The organism is Anaerovibrio sp. RM50 (assembly GCF_000622005.1).
Lineage (GTDB): Bacteria > Bacillota > Negativicutes > Selenomonadales > Selenomonadaceae > Anaerovibrio.
Map to the genome: position 1 here is coordinate 317972 of NZ_JHWV01000001.1, position 23465 is coordinate 341436.

General features: G+C 46.9%; 20 protein-coding genes, 1 tRNA gene, 1 pseudogene and 1 other annotated feature. Of the genes and pseudogenes, 1 reads left to right on the forward strand and 21 read right to left on the reverse strand.

The window, feature by feature from the left end:
* Positions 1–3: 3 nt before the first annotated feature.
* The 11 genes from T525_RS16495 to T525_RS0101630 form a co-directional block, all read right to left on the reverse strand.
* Positions 4–1224, reverse strand: coding sequence for an O-antigen ligase (locus T525_RS16495; protein WP_051533327.1), 1221 nt, complete (start codon positions 1222–1224; stop codon positions 4–6).
* An 82-nt stretch (positions 1225–1306) separates the two neighbouring features.
* Entirely contained in the window at positions 1307–2749 is a 1443-nt protein-coding gene (locus tag T525_RS0101580) for a folylpolyglutamate synthase/dihydrofolate synthase family protein (RefSeq protein ID WP_027405734.1), read from the reverse strand.
* 126 nt (positions 2750–2875) lie between these two features.
* The gene (locus tag T525_RS0101585) at positions 2876–5542 is read right to left on the reverse strand and encodes a valine--tRNA ligase (protein ID WP_027405735.1); all 2667 of its coding nucleotides are present in this window, start codon (positions 5540–5542) and stop codon (positions 2876–2878) included.
* Between the two features lie 60 nt (positions 5543–5602).
* Positions 5603–5827 (reverse strand) — a binding site (T-box leader).
* A 135-nt stretch (positions 5828–5962) separates the two neighbouring features.
* Positions 5963–6047: transfer RNA gene (locus T525_RS0101595), tRNA-Leu, on the reverse strand.
* Positions 6048–6107: 60 nt separating this feature from the next.
* Positions 6108–7247, reverse strand: coding sequence for a glycerate kinase (locus T525_RS0101600; protein WP_027405736.1), 1140 nt, complete (start codon positions 7245–7247; stop codon positions 6108–6110).
* 25 nt (positions 7248–7272) lie between these two features.
* Entirely contained in the window at positions 7273–7698 is a 426-nt protein-coding gene (locus T525_RS0101605; protein ID WP_027405737.1) for a hypothetical protein, read from the reverse strand.
* 3 nt (positions 7699–7701) lie between these two features.
* On the reverse strand, positions 7702–8184 hold the full coding sequence (locus T525_RS0101610; RefSeq protein ID WP_027405738.1) for a DUF523 domain-containing protein: 483 nt from the start codon (positions 8182–8184) through the stop codon (positions 7702–7704).
* A gap of 81 nt (positions 8185–8265) precedes the next feature.
* Complete coding sequence (gltA, locus tag T525_RS0101615) at positions 8266–9666, reverse strand: NADPH-dependent glutamate synthase (protein WP_027405739.1); 1401 nt, start codon at positions 9664–9666, stop codon at positions 8266–8268.
* Between the two features lie 6 nt (positions 9667–9672).
* The gene (locus T525_RS0101620; RefSeq protein WP_027396257.1) at positions 9673–10512 is read right to left on the reverse strand and encodes a sulfide/dihydroorotate dehydrogenase-like FAD/NAD-binding protein; all 840 of its coding nucleotides are present in this window, start codon (positions 10510–10512) and stop codon (positions 9673–9675) included.
* Positions 10513–10533: 21 nt separating this feature from the next.
* Complete coding sequence (locus T525_RS0101625; RefSeq protein ID WP_027405740.1) at positions 10534–11277, reverse strand: methylenetetrahydrofolate reductase; 744 nt, start codon at positions 11275–11277, stop codon at positions 10534–10536.
* A 27-nt stretch (positions 11278–11304) separates the two neighbouring features.
* Positions 11305–12972 carry a formate--tetrahydrofolate ligase gene (locus T525_RS0101630; RefSeq protein WP_027405741.1) on the reverse strand — a complete coding sequence of 556 codons (1668 nt, stop codon included), beginning with the start codon at positions 12970–12972 and terminating at the stop codon, positions 11305–11307.
* A gap of 283 nt (positions 12973–13255) precedes the next feature.
* Between T525_RS0101630 and T525_RS0101635 the strand changes: the two genes are divergently transcribed.
* Complete coding sequence (locus T525_RS0101635) at positions 13256–13447, forward strand: hypothetical protein (RefSeq protein WP_027405742.1); 192 nt, start codon at positions 13256–13258, stop codon at positions 13445–13447.
* A gap of 91 nt (positions 13448–13538) precedes the next feature.
* Here T525_RS0101635 and folD read toward each other — a convergent pair whose 3' ends face one another.
* From folD to sdhA, 10 genes and pseudogenes are all read right to left on the reverse strand, one after another.
* The gene (gene folD / locus T525_RS0101640; RefSeq protein WP_027405743.1) at positions 13539–14399 is read right to left on the reverse strand and encodes a bifunctional methylenetetrahydrofolate dehydrogenase/methenyltetrahydrofolate cyclohydrolase FolD; all 861 of its coding nucleotides are present in this window, start codon (positions 14397–14399) and stop codon (positions 13539–13541) included.
* Positions 14400–14525: 126 nt separating this feature from the next.
* The gene (locus T525_RS0101645) at positions 14526–15389 is read right to left on the reverse strand and encodes a 4-hydroxybenzoate octaprenyltransferase (RefSeq protein ID WP_027405744.1); all 864 of its coding nucleotides are present in this window, start codon (positions 15387–15389) and stop codon (positions 14526–14528) included.
* Positions 15390–15393: 4 nt separating this feature from the next.
* A complete protein-coding gene (locus T525_RS0101650; RefSeq protein ID WP_027405745.1) occupies positions 15394–16854 on the reverse strand; it encodes a menaquinone biosynthesis decarboxylase in 1461 nt (486 codons plus the stop codon).
* Between the two features lie 10 nt (positions 16855–16864).
* A complete protein-coding gene (tatC, locus tag T525_RS0101655) occupies positions 16865–17632 on the reverse strand; it encodes a twin-arginine translocase subunit TatC (protein WP_037324771.1) in 768 nt (255 codons plus the stop codon).
* 2 nt (positions 17633–17634) lie between these two features.
* On the reverse strand, positions 17635–17838 hold the full coding sequence (tatA, locus tag T525_RS0101660) for a twin-arginine translocase TatA/TatE family subunit (protein ID WP_027405747.1): 204 nt from the start codon (positions 17836–17838) through the stop codon (positions 17635–17637).
* A 244-nt stretch (positions 17839–18082) separates the two neighbouring features.
* Positions 18083–18220: pseudogene (gene tatA, locus T525_RS16760) on the reverse strand (twin-arginine translocase TatA/TatE family subunit); the annotation flags it as partial.
* A 32-nt stretch (positions 18221–18252) separates the two neighbouring features.
* Positions 18253–19224: a polyprenyl synthetase family protein gene (locus T525_RS0101670; protein WP_027405748.1), complete on the reverse strand. Its 972-nt coding sequence runs from the start codon at positions 19222–19224 to the stop codon at positions 18253–18255.
* A gap of 91 nt (positions 19225–19315) precedes the next feature.
* On the reverse strand, positions 19316–20707 hold the full coding sequence (gene amrA, locus T525_RS0101675) for an AmmeMemoRadiSam system protein A (RefSeq protein ID WP_027405749.1): 1392 nt from the start codon (positions 20705–20707) through the stop codon (positions 19316–19318).
* A gap of 131 nt (positions 20708–20838) precedes the next feature.
* Positions 20839–21594 (reverse strand): succinate dehydrogenase iron-sulfur subunit, encoded by a 756-nt coding sequence (gene sdhB / locus T525_RS0101680; protein WP_027405750.1) that lies wholly within the window; start codon positions 21592–21594, stop codon positions 20839–20841.
* Between the two features lie 17 nt (positions 21595–21611).
* The gene (gene sdhA, locus T525_RS0101685; protein ID WP_051533339.1) at positions 21612–23366 is read right to left on the reverse strand and encodes a succinate dehydrogenase flavoprotein subunit; all 1755 of its coding nucleotides are present in this window, start codon (positions 23364–23366) and stop codon (positions 21612–21614) included.
* Positions 23367–23465: the final 99 nt, after the last annotated feature.

The window sequence follows — 23465 nt, forward strand, 5'->3', positions numbered from 1 at the left end:
TAATTATATCTTCTCCTTCATAACATAAACAAGTCCGCAAATCATCCACAGATACATGGAGGAAGGGACATTATACAATACATCGTCTGTAAGACCGTTAAGAGCCACAGACACCAAAGCCAGGCCCAAGCCAAGCATCAGGCCCTTGGAGAATTCATCGGGCATAGTCTTTTGAGGATACAGGGCAGTACCGGTATATCCAAGGAAAAATACCAGGAAGGCACAGCCTCCCACAATACCAATTTCAGCTAGATAGTTAAGATAAATATTATGAGCATGGACCAAGGTTACACTGCCATCCACAATATAGGTATCATAAATTGGATAAACCAGAGAATACGCTCCGCCGCCAATACCCAAAATCGGGTGGTCAAGAATCATCTGTACTGTACTTTCCCACATGGCAATACGCATTTCCGAGGAGGTATCCACCACGGTAAACATAGTGCTCATGCGTTCAAACAGCACCGGATTCAACAACAGGAACCCTGCCACCAGCACTGCCACCCCGGCCAATATCCGCTTGTCCTTCAATATACCATAAACTGCCATAATAAAAGCAATGGTAAGGCAGGCCCCACGGGCATATGTCATGGCAACACAGCCCAAAGTGCAGACCATGGCCACACCAAGGGCAATGCGGGTACGCTTCTCAGTAAGAGTGCCAAAAAGCCCCAGCAGCACGCAAACCACCATATCAAGATAGGCAGCCAATATGTTGGGATTCTCCAAAGTTGAAAAAACGCGCTTGCTAAGCTCCGGAAAGGCTTCACCATCAACCCACTTCATTTCCGATGTATCAATGCCGAAAATAAACTGGAAAAAACCGTAGGCCACAATAATGGCGGCAGAAGCCCCCAAAGAATAAGTAAGCAATCTTATCTGCCGACAGTCTTCCACATTCTGGGTCACCAGCACATAGGTCAGAAAATAGATTATAACCAGCACAAACCATATTGTCAGTGTATATATCTTATCCGGGGATACCAATATGGAGGCTGCACTGCACAGTAAGTACACAATAAGCGGCCAATGAAAGGTGGTAGCCTTTACGTGGAAATTTGGATCCTTCCACCAGCGAAATAAAAACAAGGCTATGCCGATTCCCATAAATACTATAGCAGTAGTTTGTGATAATCCTATGAAAAAAGCCTCCAACAGAATTGTCAAAAATATTGTATCCTTAACAGCCCTGGAAGCCGCCAGTTTATTCAAGCTGCTCAAAAGAATTCACCTCAAAAATATATAATTACATTCATATTATTATACAAAAAAAATGGGACCAAAACAACGGTCCCATTCCCCATTAACACTTTTCACTTTTTAAAAAGGCACGCAAATAACCTATAAGATACAGGGAGCCGGCACAAATAAGCACCGTTTCCTTTCCCTCTGTCACCGAAGCCTCTGCCAGTGCCATGCCCCGTTCCAGGGCTGTCCTTGGCTCGTCAACGGCTTCTTTTTCATTTACATTGGCATATTCCAGCAAATCAGCCGGCTGGGCCGCCCGTTCAGAGAGGGGTGTGGTAAATATAACCGTATCCTCCGGCCGCAGCAGAGCCTCCATCATCCCCTCAAAATCCTTATCTCTAAGAATTCCCAGAACAAAAATCCGCTTTCTGCCAGGATAATAATAATCGAGGCTGTCCCTAAGGGTTTTTATGCCGGCAGGATTATGGGCACCATCAATAATGAGCTCAAAGCCATCACGGGCCATTACCTCAAAGCGTCCCGGCCACTTCACAGAAGTCATGGCCTTTTTCAAGGCCCTTTGGGTAATACGCAAATCGTCTACAGCCAGAAGCATAGCCGCCGCTGCCGCCAGACCGCTGTTGCCCACCTGATGTAGGCCCATCAATGCCAGCTTGTAATCCATGGATGCCATTTGGTCGTTATGGGAAGTAAATTCCACCAGCTGAGTTTTGGTTGTATCCCCGGACTCACATCTGCCGTATGGCAGTGCAGACAGTGCCTCTATCTGCAAGTCAATCATGGAAGGATTCATGCTGCCGTTACCAACATTGCCAAGATTTGGCGGAATACTTAGCTGACCAAGGGGTTTAGTCGGTTTGGCATCAAAATCTTCGCCTGCAACGTATATGGAAGCTTTATTTTCTGCAGCTTTTTCCCGTATTATCTCCAGAGCTTTTCCCGCAGCCCCTGTTATTACAGGTACTCCAGCCTTAATAATGCCCGCCTTGTGCTCTGCAATTCCCTCCAATGTGCCCCCACATTTATCTGCGTGCTCGAAGGACACATTTGTAATAACGGAAACCTCCGGGGTAATGACGTTGGTGGAATCCAACAGTCCCCCCAGGCCCACTTCTATGACGGCGTACTCCACCTTTTCCTTCATAAAAATATAGAAAGCAGCCGCCGTCAGCACCTCAAACTGGGTAGGGTGCTCATCACCCTCCCCCACCATAAAATCGCATAAATCACTGACCACGGTAATAGCCGCAGAAAATTTATCCTGGCTTATTTCTTCGCCGTTAATAATAACCCGCTCAGTGTAGGAATCCAAATGGGGCGATGTGAACATTCCAACCTTTATTCCGGATTCTTTAAGGATTTCCGTCAGCATACAGGTAACGGAGCCCTTGCCGTTAGTGCCGGTTACATGAACAGTCTTATATTCGTTTTGGGGATTTCCCATTAATTCCAGAAGCTTTTTGATGCGAACCAGCCCCAAGCTCGTACCAAAGACATTAAGCTCCTCCAAATATTGCAATGACTCTGAATAATTCATAATATCCCCCTGATAACAGTGCACTGGCAGCGTCTCTGGCGTCGTTTATAGCTCAAAAATCACTACGTCAGTACACTAACCATGAACAAAAAGGGGACTGTCTTCCAGTCCCCCATATATTATGCATTAAAGCTTGGCCAAATCCTCAAGGCGTGCCTTCACAGCGTCCATCTTCTCCTGATAACCGGCCAGTTTTTCCTTCTCCCCTGCCACCACGTCGGCAGGAGCCTTGGCCAGGAAGCCCTGGTTGGACAGCTTCTTGTCCAGACGGGAAATTTCCTTTTCCAGCTTGGCCATTTCACCATTGAGACGGGCAGTTTCCTTCTCAACATCGATAAGATCCTTAAGAGGCAGGAAGATTTCCACACCGTTTACGACACCAGCCATGGCATTTTCCGGCTTTTCAGCGCCAACCGCCATGTGGGTAACAGGCTCAGCAGAAGCCAGAACAGTAAGATAGCCCTCATTATCAGCAAACACCTGACGCAGGGATTCATCGGTAAAGTTCAATACAACCTCGCTCTTCTTGCTTGGAGCCGCATTAACCTCCAGACGAAGGGCGCGTATAGTCTTTATGGTCTCCATAATGGTGGTCATGCTGCTTTCACTGTCCTCGTCAATAAGGTCAGCAATAGTCTTGTCCTCAGCAGGCCACTGGGAAACCATAATACTCTTGCCCTCGTGTGGAATGTGCTGCCAAATTTCCTCGGTAATAAATGGCATAAATGGGTGCAGCAGACGCAGAGTGCGCTCCAGAACATAACCCAATACATACTGGGCTGTCTGACGAGGCTTAACATTTTCCTTGTCATAAAGGCGGGCCTTGGAAAGCTCAATATACCAGTCGCAGAACTCGCTCCAGATAAACTCATAAATCAGACGGCCAGCCTCACCCAGCTCGTACTTTTCCAGATTTTCGGTAACACCCTGGGCGGTCTTGGCAAAACGGGACAGTATCCACTTATCTGCCATAGTGTAATCCTCAGGTGCCGGTACAAAGCTCTTGTCGAAGCCCTCCAGATTCATAAGCATGAAGCGGGAAGCGTTCCACAGCTTGTTGGCAAAGTTACGGGCAGACTCAACACGCTCGTTGTAGAAGCGCATATCATTACCAGGAGTATTGCCGGTAATCAGCATAAAGCGCAGAGAATCTGCACCATATTCCTCAATCATTTCCAGCGGGTCAATACCATTGCCCAAGGACTTGGACATCTTGCGGCCCTGGCTGTCCCTTACAAGGCCATGGATATAAACGGTCTTAAACGGAATATCCTTGCCAAATTCCAATCCCATAACTACCATGCGGACAACCCAGAAGAAAATAATATCATAACCAGTTACCAAAGTAGCCGTAGGATAGAAATGCTTCAGCTCAGGAGTCTCCTCAGGCCAACCCATGGTCTCAAATGGCCACAGACCGGAGGAGAACCAGGTATCCAGCACGTCCTCATCCTGACGTACATTCTTGCTGCCGCACTTAGGACACTGGCAAATATCATCACGGGATACAGAGGTCTCGCCGCAGTCATCGCAATACCATGCAGGGATACGATGGCCCCACCACAGCTGGCGGGAAATACACCAGTCACGGATGTTGTCCAGCCACTGGCAATAAATCTTGCTGAAACGCTCTGGAACGAACTTAATGCGACCATCTCTTACAGCATCAGCCGCCGGCTTTGCCAAAGTATCCATCTTCACAAACCACTGGGTGGAAATCAATGGCTCAATGGTGGAATGACAACGGGAGCAATGACCTACTGCATGCTCATGGTCCTCAACGGAAACCAGGGCACCAATTTCCTCCAGCTCCTTAACCAGAGCCTTGCGGCACTCATAACGATCCATCCCCTCGTACTTGCCGGCACCTTCCATCATCTTGCCGGTGTTGGACAGAACCTTAAGCTGCTCCAGATCATGACGGAGTCCCATTTCATAGTCGTTAGGGTCATGGGCAGGAGTAACTTTTACGGCACCAGTACCAAAGGAAGAATCAACATATTCATCAGCAAAAACTGGAATTACGCGATTAACAACTGGCAAAATAACATTCTTGCCAACTAAATCCTTATAGCGCTCATCATCAGGGTGAACAGCCACGCCAGTATCACCGAACATGGTCTCAGGACGGGTGGTGGCAACCTCCACATACTTGTCCGGCTCACCTTCCACCTGATAGCGGATATGCCACAGATGCCCCTGCTCAGTTTCATGCTCTACTTCAATATCGGAAATAGCGGTATTACAATCAGGACACCAGTTGGTAATACGGGTACCCTGGTAAATAAGGCCCTTTTCATAAAGGCTTACGAATACCTCGCGAACAGCCTTGGAGCAGCCCTCATCCATAGTAAAGCGCTCTCTGTCCCAATCAAGGGATGAGCCCAGAGAACGAAGCTGGCTCATAATACGGCTGCCAAACTTTTCCTTCCACTGCCAAACTCTTTCAAGGAACTTTTCGCGACCCAGCTCATAGCGGTTGGTGCCTTCCTCACGGAGAGCTCCCTCAACCTTGGCCTGGGTAGCAATTCCTGCATGGTCGCAGCCCGGCATCCACAGGGTATTGTAGCCCTGCATGCGGCGCCAGCGGATAAGAATATCCTGAAGGGTATTATCAAGGGCGTGACCCATGTGAAGCTGGCCAGTTACATTTGGAGGTGGGATAACGATGCTGTAAGGCTCCTTCTCCTCATCTACCACTGCGTGAAACAGCTTGTTTTCTTCCCAATAACCATACCATTTTTTCTCAAAGGATTTTGGGTCATATACCTTAGGGATATTGTTTTCTTCCATAAGTCATTTCCTCCATAATACAAATTTTTCATAAAATACAAAAAAGCACTCTCATCCTACTTAAAGGACGAAAGTGCCTGCTTTCGTGGTACCACCTAAATTCCTTAAAATCACAAAGATTTTAAGCTCATTTACATAACGCCGTTTCCGCGTCCCAACCTACTATACTTTCAGCCAGGAAACTCCAAAGCTACCTTCTCTGCCGCACACCCGGAAGGCTCTCACCTAACCCTTCCTCTCTTTTGGGCTGCATTTACAGATACTCCTCTTTTTCATCGTCTCTAACTTGTCTTTTTCACCATTATCTTTGTCACTCATCATTCACTTCCCTCGATGTACAAATAAAGTACATCTTCTCTTGTGAATTTCTTCGTTCCTCGATACTGGCAAAAAATCCTTCGTTATATTTAGTTGTCATTTTGGTGCGGACGAGAGGGGTCGAACCTCCACGCCTTGCGGCACTGGATCCTAAGTCCAGCGCGTCTGCCAGTTCCGCCACGCCCGCAAACTTTACTAAGTATATCAATCTTTAGGCTTTTTTGTCAAGGCTGACGAATATGGTCTGTTATATTTTTACCTTCAAAAGCCGCATGGTCTGTTCCACTGTGTCAATCATATTCTGTCTTGCAGTTTCCGCCTCCATGGCCTCAGAAAGGGAAACAACTCCACGCAGAATAGGGAAAAAGGCATCTATGCCGTGTTCGTTGCAGGCCTTGGCCTCCGGGGTTACGCACCCGGCAAAGGCAATCACTGGCTTATTATATTTTTTGGCAATTTTAGCCACCCCCACAGGGGCTTTACCCATAACTGTCTGACCATCAAGGCGCCCCTCACCGGTAATCACCAAATCAGCCTTTTCTATATGATTTTCCAGCTTGGTTTCTGCCAAAACGATTTCAATTCCGGATTCCAGTGTGGCATTGGTAAATGTGAGAAAAGCAAAGCCCAAGCCACCAGCCGCCCCGGCTCCAGGAGCATTGGCATCAGCATGAGGATATTTTTCCTTGGAAAGACGGGCATAATCTCCCATCCACTTATCCATCAAAGCTATATCCTCAGGAGTGGCACCCTTTTGTGGGCCATAAATGGCACTGCAGCCCTTATCACCACAAAGAGGATTGGTAACATCACAGGCTATGCGGAAGGTACATTCCTTCAGCTCAGACGCCACATTACTGTCATCAATATGGCAAAGGGCCTTTAATCCCACCGCTCCATATGGAACCGACTTATTATCGGCATCCAGCATCTTATAGCCAAGGGCCTGGAGCATGCCAAGACCACCATCATTGGTGGCACTGCCCCCAATTCCGATTATAAAATGACGACAGCCCTTATGGATAGCATCCAATAAAATCTCCCCCACCCCATAGGTGGTAGTATAAAGAGGATTGCGCTTATTGTCCGGCACCAGGGTAATTCCCGCAGCAGCAGCCATTTCTACAATGGCAGTATTTCCATCGGGCAAGATTCCATACTGAGCCGTGATTTTATCCCCCAAAGGCCCAGTAACTTCAATATTCTGTAACTTCCCTTCCATACCAAGGGTCAGGGCCTCCACTGTACCCTCGCCCCCATCAGCCAGAGGCAGCACTTTGATTTCTGCCCCGGAAAATACCCTTTTAATGCCGGTCTCAATAGCCTTGCCGGCTTCCAGGGAGGTGAGGCTTCCCTTTAATGAGTCAATAGCAACAACAATATTCATGGCCCTCTCCTATACATCTCTCATTTTATTTTACGGCAGACAAAATGCTTTTATATTCCTTGGTGAGATAATTCAAAATAATGTTCATCATGGCATTGGCCTTGTCCCCGTCCATCTGGCCGTCAGGATTCATCATGCAGCAGGTGAGAATCAGACTGCCATCATTATCCACAATATATTTGAAAGGCTTAAGGGTGATATTCCAGTTGTTGACCGCATCAAAAACCTTAATCTTATTGGTGTCATTCATTACTCCGCTGGCAATCTGCACCTGAATTATTGAAAAGGCACTTTCATCAACAATGATAATAAATGGAATGTTCTGTCCCTCCACACTGAAGGCGGAACGAAATACTGATGTATTCAGCTGGTCGTTCATATCCTGGCGGGTAAACATATTTAAATTATGACTGGTTAAATACTCCTGGAAAATTTCTGCCTTTTTGCTCATCTTTTATTCCTCCCGATACATTGCGATTATCCGCTGTAACATGTCTTCATCCAGATCCTTTTCAGAATAGACCTTTACTCCATTCTGCTTTAACAGTGCAGCCGTAACCCCTTCTCCATCAATCTTGTTACCACTGAAGCTGCCATCATAAATAACATCCTTACCACAAGATGGGCTGTTCGCCTTTAAAATAGCCACCTGAACTCTGTGCTTTTTCACAATATCCAGAATATTTTTGGCCCCCTGGGTAAAATGTGCTGTCACATCTTTACCATCTTTATTGACTACCCTTGCTGTTCCCCTCAGCACATCACGTCCATCACCATTCTGAAGCTCAGCTGGTGGACGTGGTATAGGCAAATTACCTGCAGATTCGGGACAGATAGCCGTCAAATAGTGACTATAACGCATCAGAAGCTCATTGTCATTGGATCCCCCACTATACTTAACCTTATTGCCTAATAGACACGATGAAACTAAAATCATTTTAAAACTTCAAACCTTATACTTACACAGAAGTGGGCTGATGCAATAACAGCACCAACCCACTGGATCTACACACTCACTTTATTTCTTGCTTTTGAGGTACTCATCAATGGCTGCAGCAGCCTTCTTGCCGGCACCCATTGCCAGAATAACAGTAGCTGCACCGGTAACAATATCACCACCGGCAAATACGCCTTCCTTGGTGGTGGCACCAGTTTCCTCGTCAGCAATAATATTGCCACGCTTGTTGGTATCCATACCAGGAGTAGTGGATGCCACAATAGGGTTAGGGCCATTACCGATAGCCATAATTACAGTATCCACATCCAGCTCAAACTCAGAGCCTTCCACAGCCACAGGACGACGACGGCCAGAAGCATCAGGCTCGCCCAGCTCCATGCGGATGCACTTTAGGGATTTAACCCAACCATTTTCATCACCAATGATTTCCACAGGATTATTGAGGAGCTTAAAGTCAATGCCCTCCTCCTTGGCGTGATGAACCTCCTCAGCACGGGCTGGAAGCTCAGCCTCACTACGACGATATACAATATAAACCTTATCAGCACCCAAACGCAGAGAAGTACGGGCAGCATCCATGGCAACATTACCGCCACCTACTACAGCCACCTTCTTGCCCATGGCAATTGGAGTTGCATGATTTGGGAAATCATAAGCCTTCATGAGGTTGCAACGGGTAAGGAACTCATTGGATGAATATACACCATTGAGGCTTTCACCCGGAATATTCATAAAATGAGGAAGGCCAGCACCAGTACCAACGAATACAGCATCAAAGCCCATCTCAGCCATCAACTCATCTACAGTAAAGAGACGGCCAGCAATGGAGTTAACCTCAATGGTAACACCCATCTTCTGAAGATTATCAATCTCACGCTTAACGATCTTGTCCTTAGGGAGACGGAACTCCGGAATTCCATAGGACAGTACACCGCCAGCCACATGAAGTGCTTCAAAAATAGTAACCTTGTAGCCCTTGCGAGCCAAATCACCAGCACAAGTCAGACCAGAAGGACCAGCACCGATGATGGCCACCTTCTGGGCATCAGGAGCAAACTCAATAGGCTTAACTTCTTCGTTCTTGTCCAGCTGATAATCAGCCACAAAACGCTCCAAACGGCCGATAGCCACGGATTCCCCCTTATGAGTAAGAACACAGTTCTTCTCGCACTGGTTTTCCTGTGGGCATACACGACCACAAACTGCTGGCAGGGAACTGGACTCCTTGATAATGCTGATAGCACTGTCAAAATCTCTTTCCTTGATTTTGCCGATAAAGGCAGGAATATCAATACCTACAGGACAGCCAGGACGGCACTGGGGATTCTTGCAGCCGAGACAACGGTTGGCCTCAGCCACGGCAGTTTCCTCATCATAGCCCAAAGCTACCTCCTGAAAATTATGAGCGCGAACCTGTGGGTCCTGCTCCGGCATTTTATGCTTTTCCAATACAAGAGCCATTACCAATTACCTCCCAAGACCGATATTGCAAACATGATCCTTGGCCTTTGCTTCCTGTTCGCGGAACATACGGCCACGGGACATGAGATTATTGAAATCTACCAGATGACCATCAAACTCAGGGCCATCAACACAAGCGAACTTCATCTCGTCACCCACCTGCACGCGACAGCCACCGCACATGCCGGTGCCATCTACCATTACAGGGTTCAAGGAAACGATAGTCTTAATTCCCAGCGGACGGGTAGCATCGCAGACGCTCTTCATCATAATGCCAGGGCCAATAGCAGTAACCTGGTCAATCTTCTCCCCACGGTCCACCAGCTGCTGAAGTGCAGTAGTAACAAAGCCCTTCACACCATAAGAGCCATCATCAGTAGCAATAATAACCTCATCGGAAATAGCTCGCATCTTATCCTCAAAAATCAAAATATCCTTGGTCTTGGCACCCATAATGGAAATAACCTTGTTGCCAGCCTCATGCATAGCACGGGCAATAGGATAAACAGGGGCAACACCAATACCGCCACCAATGCACACAACGGTTCCCATATTACCATCAATTTCAGAAGGCTGTCCCAAAGGACCAGCAAAGTCCACAATGGAATCCCCCTCATTAAGGGCACTGAGCTGCATGGTGGAAGCACCAAGAACCTGGAAAATCAAGGTAATAGTACCCTTTTCCACATCAAAATCAGCAATGGTAAGAGGAATACGCTCCCCCTTCTCATCTACACGCAATACGATAAACTGGCCGGCCTTTGCCTTTTTAGCCACTCTTGGAGCCTCAATATCCATGTGGAAAATACCAGGAGACAGCTCCTTTTTGTACATAATCTTAAACATTGTCTACTCTCCTTAATACACTTAACCTAAAACACCCTGGAGATAAGCTTCCAGATTACTCTTAATAGGCATGAGATAAAGATTTGCATCCCTTTCCTCAGCAAACTTCAATGCTTTCTTGGAAAACTCAATGCTCCATTCCAAGGTAGGCTGGAATCCTTTAGGGAAAATTACATTATTCTTAAGCTCCCAATAACTCTGGGAACGCTCGGACATAACAGGGGATACACCCCAATAAACATTCTGCCCCTCCAGCATATCCGCGTACATTTCCATAAAACGAATATCAAAGAAAGGCTGGGTGAAGAAGCCCACAGCTCCCGCCTGCAGCTTTCGCTGAATGCGATAAAGCTCCTGGCGCATGCTTCCACGGTACTGGTCAATACCAGCATAAACCTTAACCTCTGGCATCTCCTGATGGAACTTGGATATAACATCAGTGGTGACAGTAGGGTAAAATTTATGGCTCATATCCTGAGGTGGATCGCCTTCAATAACCAATACCTCAGTTATACCACTCTGACGAAGCTCAGGCCGCATGGAAAGTGGCTGGGACAAATCCACATCAATGGCCCTAATATGAGGCATAACAGCAGGGAAATACTCCTGGGCAATGGCCGCCCCCTGCCAGCTTCTCATATCAAATCTCAGCAGGTCCGGAATATTGATAAGCTCCACCCCCGGAGCATTCTTCTTTACTATCTGCAAATCCTCCCGCAGGCCTTCTTCGCTGCGGGGAATAAGTTCAACGGAAATTCTACCCAATTATTTCACTTCTTTTCAAATTAAACTTTAGAATAAACCGGTAATTTTACCATTTACATCTATATCCATATTCTCTGCCGCCGGCTTTTTAGGAAGGCCAGGCATGGTGAGAATATCCCCTGTAAGAGCCACGATAAAGCCTGCTCCCGCAGAAATACGAAGCTCCTTGACGGTAATCTTAAAATTCTTAGGACGGCCCAGCTTGGTTGGGTCATCAGACAGGGAATACTGTGTCTTGGCCATACATACAGGCATCTTATCAAGCCCAAGCTCCTCAATTTCCTTTAGCTGCTTCATGGCAGGGCCAGTGAATACCACACCATCGCCGCCGTAAACGCGCTTAACAATGGCCTCAATTTTCTCCAGTATGGACTGCTCCACCTCATAGGTAAAATTGAAGCTGTTAGGCTTTTCAGTTGCAGCCAGCACCTTTTCAGCAAGGGCAATACCACCTTCGCCGCCCTTGGCCCAAACCTCGGAAAGAGCTACCTCTGCACCAAGCTCGTTGCACTTCTTCTCAACGAAGTCCAGCTCCTCCTTGGTATCAGTAGGGAATGCATTAATTGCAACCACTGCAGGAAGGCCAAATGCCTTAACAGTTTCAATATGCTTGATAAGATTTTCAAGACCCTTTTCCAATGCGGACATATCAACCTTGCCCAGCTCTGTCTTAGGCAGACCGCCATGCATCTTTAAAGCACGGACAGTAGCTACAATAACCACTGCAGAAGGCTTCAGGCCGGCAAAGCGGCACTTAATATCAAGGAATTTCTCAGCACCAAGGTCAGCACCGAAGCCTGCCTCAGTTACTACTATATCTGCAAATTTAAGAGCGAATTTAGTTGCCATGACGGAATTACAGCCATGGGCAATATTGGCGAAAGGACCGCCGTGAATGAGAGCAGGAGTCCCTTCCAGAGTCTGTACCAAATTAGGCTTAATGGCATCCTTAAAGAGCAGTGTTAATGCACCGGTAACATTCAGCTCATCAGCCCGAACAGCACGACCATCGCGGGTATATGCCACCACAATCTGACCAAGGCGCTTCTTCATGTCCTCCAGATCGGTAGCCAAACACAAAATAGCCATCATTTCAGAAGCTACAGTAATATCAAAGCCAGTTTCACGAGGCACACCATGAGCCTTGCCCCCCATGCCGATTACCACATGACGGAGAGCGCGGTCATTCAAGTCCAGCACACGCTTCCAAGCAACACGGCGAACATCAATATCAAGGGCATTACCCTGCTGGATGTGGTTATCAATAACCGCTGCCAATAAATTGTGGGCTGTGGTAATGGCGTGGAAATCACCAGTGAAATGAAGATTAATATCCTCCATAGGAACCACCTGGGCATAACCACCGCCTGCAGCACCACCCTTTAAGCCAAAGCATGGTCCAAGGGAAGGCTCACGAAGAGCAACAGCAATGTTCTTCCCCATCTTATGGAAGGCATCTGCCAAACCAACACTGGTGGTAGTCTTTCCTTCTCCCGCAGGAGTAGGATTAATTGCGGTAACCAAAATCAGCTTGCCATCCTCGTTGTCCTTTACCTTATTCCAGGCATCGAGGGAAATCTTGGCCTTGTACTTACCATACATCTCCAAATCATCTTCTGCAATGTTCAGGGACTTGGCCACCTGGGCTATAGGCTGCATTTTGGCTTCCTGGGCAATCTCAACATCAGTTTTCATTTAGCATCCTCCTAAAATCCAATCCAATTATCGCTCATATTAACTTAGTGTAAAAGTACACTGAAATATTATACTATAAATGAAACACCATGCCAACAAAGTGCATTTAGCCCTTAAAAAAATTTCTGTTATTCCAAGGATTTACAAAGTTTTTTGATTGACATTATACCACCACAAGTGATATTATCAGACAAGTATTCGCATATATTAAAAATTAGCTTTTTATGTATGCCCCAAAAATGGTATAATTTATAAAACACAACTTATAGAGAGCGTGATAAATATGAATCTTGAACTGAAACTTATGGAATCATACAACGATGGCCTGTCCAAGGGCATCATCAAGGGCGAGAATGCCGCAAACCGCCGTACTGCCATGCGCATGCTGAGGGCTGAGGAGCCTATTGAAAAGATTATTCAGTACACCAGCCTCACTGAGGAAGAAATCCAGCTGTTGGTGGGCCAGGTTCGGTAATCCGAAAAAATGTATTTTAAAAGCTCGTTACAGAGATTGCAAGTTCTCTGGTAACGAGCTTTTTTCGTGTTGTCAAAAATTATACATTTACTTATTTCAGCTGCATCTCTGCAGCGTCCACAGTGTTCTGCATCAGCATGGCTATAGTCAATAACCCTACGCCCCCTGGCACAGGAGTGATGGCACCGGCCACTTCCTTAACTTCATCGAAGTCCACATCCCCCACCAGTTTTTTAGGGGCAATGCGGTTAATACCCACATCAATTACGGTGGCCCCTGGCTTAATCATGTCAGCAGTGACAAACCTTGGCTTGCCCACGGCAGCAACCACGATATCAGCTTCCTTTACCACCTCAGCCAGATTCTTGGTGCGGGAGTGGCAAATGGTAACGGTGGCATTTTTGCCCAAAAGCAGGTGAAGCATTGGCTTGCCCACAATATTGCTGCGGCCAATAACCACAGCCTTGGCACCCTCCATAGGAATCTCAGCCAGCTCCAGCATACGGATACATCCATGGGGAGTACATGGCACCAGAGCCTTCTGGCCAGTTACCAGACGTCCCACATTAACAGGATGGAAGCCGTCCACATCCTTCAGTGGATTAATTGCCTCCAGCACCTCGGACTCATAAGGCTGCAATGCCTTTGGAAGAGGCAGCTGCACTAAAATACCATGTATTTTAGAGTCATTGTTAAGACGGTTAATTTCAGAAAGGAGCTCCCCACGGGTGGTGGTTTCAGGCATTTCCACGCCCTCGGAATAAAAGCCCAGCTCAGTGCAGGCCTTGTGCTTATTTCTTACATAAACCTGGGAAGCGGGATTTTCCCCTACAATAATAACTGCCAGACCCGGAGTAACACCATACTTTTCCTTCAGCTGAGCAGCTCTCCTGCCTGCCTCCTCACGGATTTTTGCCGCAAAATACTTGCCTTCCAATAATCTTGCCGTCATAACTTACCTCCAACTTTAATTCCGCATTGGTTACCCCCTCAGCCAGTAGTCTAACTGAGAGAACCAAGGCTGTAACACCTCATCCGCCTCGCAAGCTCGGCACCTTCCCCAAAGGGGAAGGCTTTATTACTTCAAAAAAACACTGGCCAAGGTAAAGAAAAACATGGCCACAGATACTATGCCATTTCGCATGTAATACTCTCTTGTAAAGGCACCAAAGCCCTTGATGGCAATAAGGCGGTGCTGATAATAAAGCACAGCCGCAGAAACTACTACACCTAAATAATAAATAGCCCCCAATTCAAAGAGAGTACCCATATAAACGAATATACCAAGGCATACCACATGGGTGAGCTTTGCCAAAATAAGGGCATTCTTGGCACCAATGGCGGTAGCCATGGAATGAAGGCCATGGGCTTTATCAAATTCCTCGTCCTGGGCGCCATATACCACATCAAAGCCCCCTATCCAGAGAGCTACTGCCACAAACAGCACAATCATGGGCCAGTCAATGGTGCCTGTCACAGCCACCCAGCCCCCGGCAGGAGCCATGGCCACTGCAATACCGCATACATAGTGACAAAAACAGGTTATACGCTTCATATATGGATAAACAACAAAGGGCAACGCCGCCACTGGCAGCAGTTTAATGCAGATTGGATCCAACTGCAACACAGAAAATATCAACACTGCAAAGCAAAGAGCCACCAGCAGATAAATGTCTTTTTTATTCAGCTGGCCTGCCACCATGGGACGTCCCTTAAAACGAGGCTGATCCACATCGTATTTTAAATCTATCAAATTATCCAGGGCCAGGGCCGCACTGCGGGCCGCCACAATGGTAAGGGTAATCCATACCATTACCATAATATCAGGCTTGCCATCAGCCGCCAAAAAGGCCGCCATATAAGCAAAGGGAAGGGAAAATACAGTCTGATAAAATGCCACATTATTGAGATGGGCATCCATCTTCTGCCAAAAACTATTCATACTGTCAGTCAAGTCCAAGCTCCTTCCACTTTGAGTCCACCAAATCCTTTATATCCTGGGTCATCTCAATCTCATCAGGCCACTCACGGGTATGGCCTTCCTCCGGCCAGGACTTGGTGGCATCAATGCCCACCTTGGTACCCCACTTTGCCATTGGGGAGGAATGGTCCAGGACATCAAGAGGGCCCTCCACCATTACCAGATCACGCTTGGCATCAATATTATTGAATACGCGCCACCATACTTCCTTCGGATTCTGCACGTCCACATGGGCATCCACCACGATAATCATCTTTATGAACATCATCTGGCCCATTCCCCACAGGGCGTTCATAACCTTCTTGGCCTGCATAGGATATGTCTTTTTAATAGATACAAAAATACAGTCGTGGAATACACCCTCCAGTGGCATATTTATATCAATAATCTCAGGAATCGCCTGCTGGAGAAGGGGCAGGAATATACGCTCCGTAGCCTTGGCCAGGAAGCAGTCCTCCATAGGCGGCTTCCCCACAATGGTGGATGGGTAAATAGGGTTCTTTCTGTGGGTAATGCAGGTGATGTGGAAAACAGGATAATAATCTGCCAGGGAATAGTAGCCTGTATGGTCACCAAAAGGCCCCTCCCAGCGGGTCTCATCCACGTCCACGTAGCCCTCCAGAATAATCTCTGCGTGGGCAGGAACCTCCAAGTCAACGGTTTTGCACTTGACCATTTCCACGCTCTTGTGGCGCAGGAAACCCGCAAATACCATTTCATCAATATCACGAGGAAGCGGTGCTGTTGCAGCATAGGTTACCACAGGGTCAGTACCAATGGCCACAGCCACCTCCATGCGCTGAGCCCCGGTGGCCTTTGTGTCACGGTAGTTGTCCGCACCATTTTTATGAATATGCCAGTGCATACCGGTGGTTTTGCTGTCGTACTTCTGGAGGCGGTACATGCCCACATTGCGCTTACCCGTATTTGGATTCTTGGTGAAAATCAACGGCAGGGTAATAAAACGTCCGCCGTCCTGAGGCCAGCACTTCAAAATCGGAAACTTGTCCAGAGATGGATTATCAGTAATAACCACTTCCTGACAAGGGGCCTTCTTCACGTATTTAGGGAAATTAATAGCACCCTTGGCCGTTGGAATAATGCTGAGCAAATCCATTTTATGGGAAACGGAAATATAAGGAAGACGCAAAATTTCCCTCAGCTCATCTGCTATATCATCAAGTTTTTCCACACCAAAGGCAATGGACATGCGCTCCATGCTGCCAAAAGCATTCATGAGCACCGGCATATCGTAGCCCTTAACATTCTCAAAGAGAAGGGCAACGTTTTTCTCCCCCTCCATTTTGGATACCCGGTCCGTTATCTCTGTGATTTCCAGCTCACAGTCCACTTCAGTCTTAATGCGCTTCAGCAAACCGCGGCTCTCCAGTTCAGCAATAAACTCCCGCAAATCCTTAAAAGCCATGCTTAGCCTCCTACTTTCTCAAAACAAATCTAACAACCAAATAACTGATTCCATACAGTACCGTCAGCGGCAGTGCCAGAGTAATCTGGGAGATTATATCCGGCGGTGTCAGCAGGGCACCAATGATAAATGAAACAAAAAATACATACCTGAAATACTTTTTGAGCTGCTGGGAAGTTACAAGCCCGATGGCCGCCATTATTATAATAACCAGCGGCAGCTCAAACGCCAAACCAAAGGGCAGCAGGAATGTAATTATAAAATCAAGATACTTTTCAATAGAAAACAGTGGCGACAAATCCTCCGAACCCATACCCATAAAGAACTTTATGCCAATAGGAACGATGAGGAAAAAGGAAAAGGCCAGGCCCGCATAAAACAGCAAAATGGAGCTTGGAACCATAATTCCCAAGACCATCCGCTCTTTTCTTGTAAAAGCCGGCACAAAAAAACGCCAGATTTCATAAAAAACCACCGGAGTAGCCAATAGAAATCCGGAAAACAAAACCACCTTTGCGTAGGAAAAAAAGGCCTCACCAGGCTGCATAAAATAAAGCTTACCAGCAGGTGCCAGCAAAAACTGCATTATTTCCTCATCAAAGGCATAGGTTATGCAGCTGCCCACAAGCACAGCCACAACACAGTGTATTAGCCGCCGTCTCAGCTCTGTCAGATGGTCGATTATGGACATTTCATCATCATGTTCAGGATTAATGTTCATATCTTCGGCCATACCCTCAGACTCAATCTCCTCTATTTTTTCTTCAACTGCAGCCATGATTACGCTTCATCCTTGGACTTATCTTTAGACTCCGCAGTGATGTTGATAGTGTCCTTGTCCTCACTACCATTCTGTGCAGACTTGAATTCCTTGATGCTCTTGCCAAAGGCCTTGCCAATATCAGGCAGCTTGCCAGGTCCAAAAATAACAAGACCAATAATCAAAATTAAAATAAGTTCTGGTACACCAAATCCGCCAAACATAATATGCCTCCTACGAACACATAATTTCTCTTTAATTATACCCTATTTGTTCAAAATTTTCCCTTACTAAAGGAAAATCTCTAAAAAAATATCCCCTCCAAAAAGTGAAGGGGATATACAATTATCACTGTTTATTATTATCAGCAGCCACACCGGATGATTCAACGGTTCCATCCACCTTCTTTTCCTCTCCGGTGGAAGCCTCCAGTTTCTTAACAGGCTTTTCCGTTGGCTCATCATCCATGATGCCGTTGGACACCTTACGGAACTCCCTTATGGTTTTGCCAAGACTTCTGCCCAGCTCGGGCAGCTTGCCGGGTCCAAACACGATAAGACCGATTATAAGAATTATAATAAGCTCTGGTACGCCTATGCCAAACATCAGGTTACCTCCGTGAAATAAACATATCTTTTTTAGAATTTCCTGCCGGCAATGAACTCAGCAGCTGTAACATAGGCCAATCTAACATCCCCGGGAATACTCTCCGGCAGAACATTTCTTGCTCTTTCCAGATATTCATCAACCTTTTTCCTGGTAAAATCAATGCCATCGGATGCTCTTACAATTTCCAGAGCTCTGTCCAAGTCCGCCTTTGTCATATTGCGGTCAGTCACTATTGAAAGTAGCTCATCCTTATCTTGAGATACTTCCAGGGCTCTGATGGTCGGTAATGTAATAATGCCCTGAAGGATATCATTGCCTGCTGGCTTGCCAATGGTCTTGGAATCCCCTGTAAGATCCAGCAGATCATCAGTAAGCTGGAAGGCCATACCTACGCAGTAACCATAATCGTACAATGCCTGAACATCCTTTTCCGGAAGTCCCATAACATGACCGCCCAGCTGACAGCTGATCGCCAGGAAATTGGCAGTCTTCATGGCAATACGCTCATAGTATTCCTCAGTGTCACAGGAAGCCTTATAGATTTCCTTATTCTGAATCAGCTCACCTGCAGACAAATCCGCCAAAAGTCTGGAAAGCTGGTTGTTAACCCTTTCTCCATAGCCATTTTCCGTTACCAGTACAAAGGCCTTGGCAAAGAGATAATCCCCTGCCAAAATAGCCAGCTGGTTGCCCCACTTGGAATTGGCAGTGGCCTCACCACGACGGGTGGCGGCACTGTCCAAAACATCATCGTGAACCAGTGAAGCCATATGAATAAGCTCCAATGCCACAGCCAACGGCATAACCCTTTTCAAATCAAAATTTTCACTGCAACGGGCAGCCAGAAAAAACATTGCAGGGCGCAATCTCTTGCCCCCGGCCTTTATAAGATGATTGCCAATCTCGGTGATGGTGGCAACCGGAGATACAACAGATTCATGCAAAGCCGTTTCCAGCTCAGCCAAATCTGACTTTATAATTTCAAATAACTTGTTAGCCAATTCTATCCCTCACACAAATAAACTAAGCCTTAATAATTCTACTATATATCGCAGTGTTTTTCAAATAAAGTTTATTTATCAGGATATATTATCATTCATGTCTGGTCACTTCAAAGCGTTGTAATTTAACCCTTTCATCAGGTGATATGCCACCCTTGCGGCGTGCAATGGAAATTTGTTCCTCCACTGTATCCACCCCATCCAGATCTGGCAGCAACAGTCCCCGTCTATACCCGTCCTCGCTGGATACAATCACGCCATAACGCTTCACATCCAACTGGGCCGGACTTTCTATAGGCTCTGGCTCTGACAGCACATCCACATCGTATACCAGATCCTCCAGTTCCTCCTCTGTTACCTCAGGGAAACGGGGGTCAGCCGTGCCCGCCGAAACTGCATTGGCTATTATTTCTGCTGCCAGACTTTCACGTACTGGCAATATTGTGCCAATGCAGCCCCGTAGCTGTCCGGCTTTTTTTATGGATACAAAAGCTCCAGCCCTTGTATTAATCATTTCTGCAGGCAATCCATCAGGCACATCTATGCGCTTATTATAACGGACAAAGCTTTCAAGACTTTTACGGGCCAGCCTCAGATAGTCATCTTCTTTTTTTCTGAGAGCCTCCATTTCCCTTTTATGCCCCTCCAGGACCTGCTCACCTATATTGCGTCTTCCATTCTCCCCTCTTGGGGTAAATCGTGCCACACCATAGCCAACACCAAAAGGGCCCTCACAGGATAAAAGCTCGGATTCCACATCCAGACAATCAAATGCCCCTGCCATTATCCAAAATGAACGCAGGCCGCACTCCGCGGCACCTTCTGCCAATTTGGCAGGAGTTGTCAGCAATTCCAGAAAATCTCCTTTGTCAAAGCAATCTGCCATACGCTGATCAAAAGCCGGCCCCTCCTTGGCAAATCCGTAAGGGCCATCGGCCTTCAGTTTATGTGATAAATCTCCACTTGCCACTATCATCATGCGACGGTCCATAATATCCGCCGTTTCCCTGAGAAGAACACCCAAAGTATAGTGATGAATATTTGAAAGGCCTGAAAGACCTATGCGAACAATCTTCCCTTCGTATCCAGCCATCTGCAAGAAATACAGGGGGATCATCGTTCCGTGATCCAACTCACTGCCCTGGCGCCCCAGCGTCCCCGCAGGCAGTTTTATTTCCCCGGCAGTCTTTGAAACCTGCTGAACGAATTCCTCATCGTATTCAACATGAAAGGCCAGCTCAGGATGTCCAAAATTGGCAAAGCTCCCCTTTGCTGTGGACCCGGAGGAAATCTGCATATAATCCCCGTACATGGTAGCGTGAGGGCTTGTAATAACCACAAGATCAGGATTATTTTTCACGATCCAATCAGCCACACTCTTGTATGCTTCAATAGTATCTGATATTTTATTTTCCTCCCCGCGGCCAATCTCCGGCAAAATAAGAGGGGGATGAGGAACAGCACAAGCTCCAAGAAATGACATGTCAACACCTCCAGATTCTTTTTCTGTAGCATAATTACGACAAAGGAGACGCTAATACCTTTATTTTTATATAAAAAGACTGCCGCATTGAAAATCAATGCGACAGTCATTTCTATTCAACAAATACTAAATTACTTATTGAAAATATTCTTAAGAGCCTGCTTATTTACATCGCGGTTCAGCTGTGCAAGATAAGTAGTCAGCTTAATGTTCTTAGGGCAAACCTCTACGCAGTTCTGGGAGTTACCGCAGCTGGTGATACCGCCCTTGCCCATGAGAGCTTCAAGACGCTTTTCCTTGTCGAACTTTCCAAGTGGATGGAGGTTGAACAGGTAAGCCTGTACAGATGGAGATGCACCGATGAAGTCGGACTGAGGTCCAACATTAGGGCAAGCCTCCAAGCAGCAACCGCAAGTCATGCAGTGAGAAATCTCATAAGCAGTGGTTGCAGTGTAAGGATTCTGGATAGGAGCATCCTTAACTTCCCAGGAACCATCAACCTCAACCCAAGCCTGTACACGCTTGAGGGACTCAAACATTACGGAACGGTCAATGTGGAGGTCACGGATTACAGGGAATGTTCTTGCTGGCTGCAGACGAATTGGCTGCTCCAGCTCATCAATCAGTGCACAGCATGCCTGACGTGCCTTGCCGTTAATAACCATCATGCAGGCACCGCAAACCTTCTCCAGACAGTTGCACTCCCAAACTACTGGGGCAACCTTCTTGCCATCAGTAGTTACAGGGTTCTTCTGGATTTCCATCAGGGAAGCTACTACATTCAGAGCAGGACGATATGGAATCTCGAACTCCTGAGTGTAAGGCTTGCTGGTAGGGCTGTCCTGACGCTCAATAATAAACTTAACTGTTTTCTTCTGTTCTGCCATTCTATTTTATCCCCCTATTACTCTTTCTTTGCAACAGCGTAGTTACGAGGACGTGCCTTAATGAGGGAGTGCTCAAACTCCTCATAAGTTACAACTGGCTCCTCAGTTGCTGCATCAAAGCTTACAACGGATGTAAACATGAACTTCTCATCGTTACGAGGATAGAACTGCAACTCGCCATCCTTCTCGATGCGCTTGCCGTTTTCATCCAGCATAATCTTTGCATGTGCACCACGTGACTCATCACGGGAACGAGCAGACTTGGTGATAGCCATAGCGTAAATAATCATGTTACGGAGCTGACGAACGAACATAGCCTCCTGGTTAGCCCAGTTGCCATGGTCAGTTACGCCGATGTTCTCCCAACGCTTCAGGATTTCCTTCAGCTTGCCGAGGCAGATATCCAGACCGTTGTTATCACGCTCAATGGATACATACTCGTACATGATTTCGCCCATTTCCTGATGGAGCTTGTGAGCATTCTCAGGACCGTTCATCTGACGGATCTTGTCATACTCATCCTGAACTTCCTTGCGTGCAGCCTCAATCTCAGCATCGGTGATCTCGCACAGCTTGGATACGTTCTCCTTGGCCCACTTCATAGCCTCAGGACCGGAAACGGTGCCGGAATAAGCAGCGGACAGCAGGGAGTTAGCACCAAGACGGTTTGCACCGTGATACTGATGGTCGCACTCACCGGAAGCCATAAGGCCAGGAATGTTGGTGAAATGCTTTCTGTCTACATAGATACCGCCCATGGAGTAATGAACGGAAGGGAAAATCTCCATTGGAACCTTACGAGGGTCCTTACCAACGAACTCAGTGTAAATCTCAATGATACCGCCCAGCTTGCGCTCCAGATAATCTGCAGGAATATGGGACAGATCGAGGTATACACGACGGTCATGGTTAATACCCAGATCCATGTGAACGCAAACCTTGAAAATTGCACGGGATGCAACGTCACGAGGAACGAGGTTACCATAAGCTGGGTACATATCCTCAAGGAAGTACCAAGGCTTACCATCTCTGTAAACCCATACACGACCACCCTCACCGCGGCAAGCCTCGGACATCAGACGGTTCTTGTCGGAGCCTGGGATAGCAGTTGGGTGAATCTGAATGAACTCAGGGTTGGCAATCTTTGCGCCCTGCTGATATACTGCAGAAACTGCAGAACCATTACAAATAGTGGAAGCGGTGCAACGGCCAAATACCTGACCAGGACCACCGGTTGCAAGAATAACAACATCAGACTTGAAAGCCTTGATTTCCATGGAGTTCATGCTCTGGGCAATGATACCACGGCAAACGCCATTCTTATCCTTGAAGATCTTTACGAATTCCCAGAACTCGTACTTGGTTACGCCGCCCTTAACTTCCCAACGGCGAACCTGCTCGTCAAGAGCATAGAGGAGCTGCTGACCAGTGGTGGAACCAGCAAAGCAAGTACGCTTATTCTTCTGTCCACCGAAGTTACGGAGGTCAAGAACACCTTCTGGGGTACGGGTGAAAGGTACACCCATACGATCAAACATCTTAATGAGCTTTGGAGCTGCCTCAACCATGCCCTTAACAGCCAGCTGGTCAGCCAGGAAGTCACCACCGTATACGGTGTCATCGAAATGCTCATAGATGGAATCGTGCTCACCCTTGGTATCCATGCAAGCATTGATACCACCCTGTGCACAGAGGGAGTGAGAACGCTTTACTGGGCAGTAAGAGAATAAATCTACTTCGCCGCCAGCTTCACAAATTTTAAGGGTAGCCATCAGACCTGATAAGCCGCCACCTACTACAATAATCTTATTTTTAGCCACGTAGGTTCTCTCCTTATAAATAAATCTTTACTACTACGACACTCTTACTTT